This is a genomic window from Corynebacterium lemuris (assembly GCF_024919295.1).
GTDB classification, from domain to species: Bacteria; Actinomycetota; Actinomycetes; order Mycobacteriales; family Mycobacteriaceae; genus Corynebacterium; species Corynebacterium lemuris.
In genome coordinates this window covers 1-4,804 of record NZ_JANWTC010000030.1, presented here as the reverse complement: position 1 = coordinate 4,804, position 4,804 = coordinate 1, and the positions used below count along the sequence as shown (strand labels likewise).

At 63.2% G+C, this 4,804-nt stretch carries 7 protein-coding genes; 2 read left to right on the top strand and 5 right to left on the bottom strand.

Annotated elements, in window-relative coordinates; all coding sequences use genetic code 11:
- Positions 1-42 precede the first annotated feature (42 nt).
- A complete protein-coding gene (locus NYP18_RS15145) occupies positions 43-1,017 on the bottom strand; it encodes an arsenic resistance protein (RefSeq protein WP_259429033.1) in 975 nt (324 codons plus the stop codon).
- 136 nt (positions 1,018-1,153) lie between these two features.
- The gene (locus NYP18_RS15140; RefSeq protein WP_156229560.1) at positions 1,154-1,549 is read right to left on the bottom strand and encodes a heavy metal-responsive transcriptional regulator; all 396 of its coding nucleotides are present in this window, start codon (positions 1,547-1,549) and stop codon (positions 1,154-1,156) included.
- A 101-nt stretch (positions 1,550-1,650) separates the two neighbouring features.
- Between NYP18_RS15140 and merA the strand changes: the two genes are divergently transcribed.
- A complete protein-coding gene (merA, locus tag NYP18_RS15135; protein ID WP_259429032.1) occupies positions 1,651-3,033 on the top strand; it encodes a mercury(II) reductase in 1,383 nt (460 codons plus the stop codon).
- Between the two features lie 69 nt (positions 3,034-3,102).
- On the opposite strand, the gene NYP18_RS15130 is transcribed toward merA, so the two are convergent.
- The 3 genes from NYP18_RS15130 to NYP18_RS15575 all read right to left on the bottom strand — a co-directional run bounded on the left by NYP18_RS15130 (position 3,103) and on the right by NYP18_RS15575 (position 4,654).
- A complete protein-coding gene (locus tag NYP18_RS15130) occupies positions 3,103-3,630 on the bottom strand; it encodes a DinB family protein (protein WP_259429031.1) in 528 nt (175 codons plus the stop codon).
- A 195-nt stretch (positions 3,631-3,825) separates the two neighbouring features.
- The gene (locus NYP18_RS15125) at positions 3,826-4,365 is read right to left on the bottom strand and encodes a hypothetical protein (protein ID WP_229676667.1); all 540 of its coding nucleotides are present in this window, start codon (positions 4,363-4,365) and stop codon (positions 3,826-3,828) included.
- 4 nt (positions 4,366-4,369) lie between these two features.
- Positions 4,370-4,654, bottom strand: coding sequence for a universal stress protein (locus tag NYP18_RS15575; RefSeq protein ID WP_369415260.1), 285 nt, complete (start codon positions 4,652-4,654; stop codon positions 4,370-4,372).
- On the opposite strand from NYP18_RS15575, the gene NYP18_RS15120 reads away from it, so the two are divergent.
- Complete coding sequence (locus tag NYP18_RS15120) at positions 4,615-4,758, top strand: hypothetical protein (RefSeq protein WP_259429030.1); 144 nt, start codon at positions 4,615-4,617, stop codon at positions 4,756-4,758. The two genes, NYP18_RS15575 and NYP18_RS15120, sit on opposite strands and share 40 nt — an antisense overlap.
- The last annotated feature ends 46 nt before the right edge of the window (positions 4,759-4,804 follow it).

The window sequence follows — 4,804 nt, the reverse complement described above, 5'->3', positions numbered from 1 at the left end:
CGTCGACCCTGCCCCCTGGTTCGCCCAGCACGGCATCACCTTCTAGTTGTACTGGCCAGCCTTTTCCAGCACCACACGTGGAATCAGGCGGACGTAGACGACCATGCCGACCAGTTCGACCAGGGTTTGGGTAACCACGACGACTGCAACCAATGTGAGGCTGTCCGGCAGGGCCAGAGCCAGGGGTAACACGACCAATGAGTTGCGAGTGGCACCGGAAAAGACCGTCGCCCGGGTTGCGGAGGCGTCCTGGTAGAAGACCCGTCCGATGAAGATGCCCAGGGGGACCATCACAACCAGGAAGATGATGTAAATCGGGATCACCCGCAACAGCGAGGGGAGATCGGTGCGTACGGCGTCGATCTGGGAGGCGACAACCACAGTGAGGGTGAGCATCAGGAGCGGCACCATCAATGCCTCCATCAGATCCATCACCTGTTGCGCAGGTCGAAACCGGGCGGCCAGGAACTGCGTGAGCGCAGCTACTGCCAGAGGCGTGACGATTAGCAGGAGGAATGCCTCGATGAACGGGGCGAGGTCGATGACCTCAAACAGTTCCGGGTCAACGAACATCCCCAAGTAGACCGGTAGCAACAGCATCTGGAGCAGCATCAACAACGGGGCCGCGGCTAACAGCCGATCATGCGCGGCCCTGGCCAGCCCGGAAAAGACAATGACGTAGTCGATGCACGGGGTCAACAACACCAGCAGGACACCCAACAATAATGCCTGGTCGTCGGCGACGAGCCGGGAGAGGACATAGACCACGACGGGGACGATAAGGAAGTTCAACACGAGCAGACCTGCCAAGAAGCGGGCGTCGCGCAGCGCATGGCCGAGTTTGGTCAGCGGCACGCTTAAAAACGTGGCGTAAAGCAGTGCCATCAATACCGGATTGATGGCCACCTCAAAGGCCGCTGCGGTGGCGGGGACGGTCAGGCCGATGACGGCACCGGCCCCCAGCGCAATGAGATACAGCGGGATCTGCCACCGTTCCAACCAATCGAGCACGAACATCCTCTCTGAGAAACAATGATAGGCACGTCAATAGCACAGTCCCCGGGTGCCAGCGGGCCTGTGCACAGACTAGCTTCCTCTGGAGCCCTCCCTTCCCTGGAGACCAGGCCCAACGGTGTCCACGGTGATAATTGTTCTAGAGGTACTGGCAGATCGCGGTGGGATCACAGGTCTCCGGGCTGATCGCATCCGCCCGGTCGCGCAGTTCGCGGACGGTATCGCGCAAGCCTTGTAGATCAGCGATTTGTTGCTTCAGGTCCGCCAGGCGGTCATCGAGCAGGTCGGACACATGCTGGCACGGTGGGATGCCCTGGTCGCGGATCTCCAGGACCTGGCGGATCTGCGCCAAGGTCAGACCGGCGGCCTGGCCGCGGCGAATGAAGTCGATCCGGGCGAGGGTATCGGCGGAACTGTCGTAATAGCGGTAACCGTTGGCGGTGCGCTCAGGTGTCGGGAGCAAGCCAACGTCCTCGTAGAAGCGCAGCGTCTTGGTGGTAGTACCACCGGCCTGCGCCAGTTCTCCAATGAGCATGAACTCCCCTCCAGCAGTTCGTGGGCCTGTGGCCTTGACCTTACTGTGCACTGGAAGGTGCATTCTGTATTCAGATATTGCTACGGGGAAGGTGATGGGTCATGAGGCAGGACCATGAGGTTGATCTGGCGGTGATCGGCTCAGGCGGTGCGGCGATGTCCGCGGCGATCGCTGCTCGCCAGGCGGGGCATACGGTGGTCCTCATCGAACGCCACACCCTCGGGGGGACGTGCGTGAATATCGGGTGCGTGCCCTCAAAGGCCCTGCTGGCCGCGGCGGCCGCTCGTGACGACGCAGCCAGCAATCCGTTTGCCGGGGTGTCGACCACGGCCGGACCGGTCGACCTGGCCGCAATGGTGGGGCAGAAAGACAATCTTGTTTCCCAGTTGCGGGAGACGAAGTACGCGGATGTGGCCACCGCCCATGGTTTCGAGATCCGGGAAGGACATGCCCGTTTCCTGGACTCCGAGACCTTGCTGGTCGATGGTCAGCCGCTTCGGGCTCGGGCGTATCTGGTGGCTACCGGGGCCCAGCCAGCTACCCCAGCCTTGTCGGGGTTGTCGGAGGTGAACTGGTTGACCTCGACCACGGCCATGGAACTGTCCGAGGTCCCGGACTCCCTGGTGATCATCGGTGCCGGTTATGTCGGTCTGGAGCAGGCTCAGCTCTTCGCCCACCTCGGTGCCCGGGTTTCACTGGTGGGGCGCCTGGCCCCGCGAGCGGAACCGGAGCTGGCTGACCGGTTGCGCGAGATCCTCATCGACGACGGCCTGTCGGTGGTCGAGGAGTACGCAGTAAGCGTCGGCGCGGATGCCGGGCAGGCGGTGGTGACCACCACCTCCGGACGGCAGGTCCGGGGGGACCGGCTGCTGGTAGCCACAGGACGGGCGGCTACCACCGACGGGATGGACCTGGCCGTGGCCGGCGTCGAGGTCGACGAGCGAGGTTTTATTAACGTCGACAATCATCAGCGCACCTCTAATCCGCGGATCTGGGCGGCCGGGGACGTCTCCGGGGCCCCGCAGTTCGTCTACGTCGCCGCAGCCACCGGCAGAGTGGCCGCCCTCAACGCCCTGGGTAAGCGCTCGGCAGCACAGGTGGACTACACGGGCCTGCCCGCAGTGGTGTTCACCCGCCCCCAGCTAGCCTCCGCCGGGTTAAGCGAAGCCCAGGCCCACGCCCAGGGGGCGGCGTACGACTCCCGCGTGCTGGACCTGTCGGAGGTTCCCCGGGCACTGGTCAACCACGACACCCGCGGAGCGGTCAAGATCGTTGCCGACGCGGCCACCGGCACCGTTCTAGGGGTGCATGCCCTAGCCGACGGGGCCGGGGAGCTCATGCTGGCCGCCACCTACGCCATCAAAGCCGGTATGACCGTTGATGACCTGGCCGATACCTGGGCGCCCTACCTCACGATGGCCGAGAGTCTTCGGCTGACCGCCGGACTGTTTCGCAACCAGATGCCCACCTCCTGCTGCGCCTGACCACCTCCCTTTTCCCTCCGCAGTGAACACAGGGCCCATGGCAAGAACTCCCTTTCGCGCAGGCCACGCTCACCCGTCGGTGTCGAAGGGAAAGCTCAGCTGTCGGGCATGGAAATTAAAGTGCAACGTCGGATAGGCGTACACATCCGCCACCGTCATCACGGGGGTGAAAAACGGATCCCAGCGGGTCGGAAACACCATCCGCAGGGCCAGGGAGTCCTCGGATTCCTTCTCCAGGCTGGTGGCCAAGGTGGTGGTGAGCCGGCGAAGTTTCCGGGCCATGCGGTGGCGGTTGTAGACCCGGGCCGCAGCACGCGAACCGAAGTAGTTGACCCAGTCGAAAGGGCGGATACCCGCATCGAGCAGACGCGCGAAAGCGATATTGAGGGGGTCGGGTAGATGACCGAAGAACTTGACCAGGGGCAGGAGTCTGCGAACCACCATATAACCGAAGACCATGTGAAACAGTAGTTCCTCATTGGTCCAGCGGGTACCCACACTGCGACTACGCAGCTCCACGTCCCCAGCTTGGGCGAGGAGGTTGTCCAGCTCCATGCAGGCCCGTCGGTAGCCGTCGATGATGTCGGCACGGTCCATTCTCATCACCTTCTGCCGGGCGGAGTCCAGGTTGTGTTTTCCCTTCGACCTCAATCCTCGCACCGCGCCCGTGTCCCAGACCAGGTGTGTTCCTTACGTGGGTACTGAGACACTCTTCCCACGCGGCTCAAAGGGTCGTGGGCGAAGGGTGTCCCGTCTCCGAACTACGCCCAGGAACCACCTAACGAAGTACTACTAGTCGGTGAGGGCCGGGATGAAGATCTGCCAGGTCTGCAGCATCCACATCATGGCGAAGGGAATGAGCACCCAGAACACACCCATCCACGGGCGCCAGCGGGTGAAGCTGTTCAACTTACGCACCATGATGATGGCGCAGCCGATGACACCCGCGGCGGGGACCAGGCTGGTGACAAGGGGCCACCAGATCTGCGAGGAACGGGAGCACAGCCAGAGGGCGTCGCCGGCGTCACAGACGGGACCACCCATCAGCCGGGCAACCCACGCAAGCACATAAGCGACCACGACGGTAGCGATGATGGTGCCGAACAACCAGGTGAAAGCCTGACGCGTCGACATCGTGTTGCGGTCGGCCTGCAGCACGGGATCCGTGGAGGAGGCGACTTCCTCGGCTGTCCGGGGAGCCGGCGGGCGGCGGTTGGCGAAGTCGGCGTCCGCGGTCAGATCGTTCTCCGGGTGATCGAGGAAGTAACGCCTGCGGCGGCCGTCACTCTGCGGGCGCTGGGGCGAATTCGTCTCCGGGTCACGTCCATTCATGCCCTCACCTTAGCCTTCGCGTCAATACCGGGGTGAGGGGTGTCAGCAGAACGGGGACGTGGACGTGCCGGAGGAATTCGGTGGCAGTGGAACCGACGAAAACTCGTTCCCGCGGGCCGGGTGGGGTGGAGCCGAAGATGAGCAGATCACCCTTCTTCCACGTGAGTGCATCGATCGCACCCGACCAGCCTTGCCTGATCCGATGTCCGAGTCGCCCGAGAGATCCGGGAAGAATTCCCCCAGCACATCGTGAGAACGGTCCATGACGGCGAGGGAGTGCTCGCGCCACTCGTCGATGAGCTCGCTGGTGAAGTCGAATTTGTCGTGGAAGGACTGGTCCGCGAGGCCAGAGGGGGAGAACGCGAAGACCCGCAGATCCACCCCCAGCTATAAGCCTGGATACACCGATGTGATTTAGGTTTAGCGGCGTGGGAAAAAG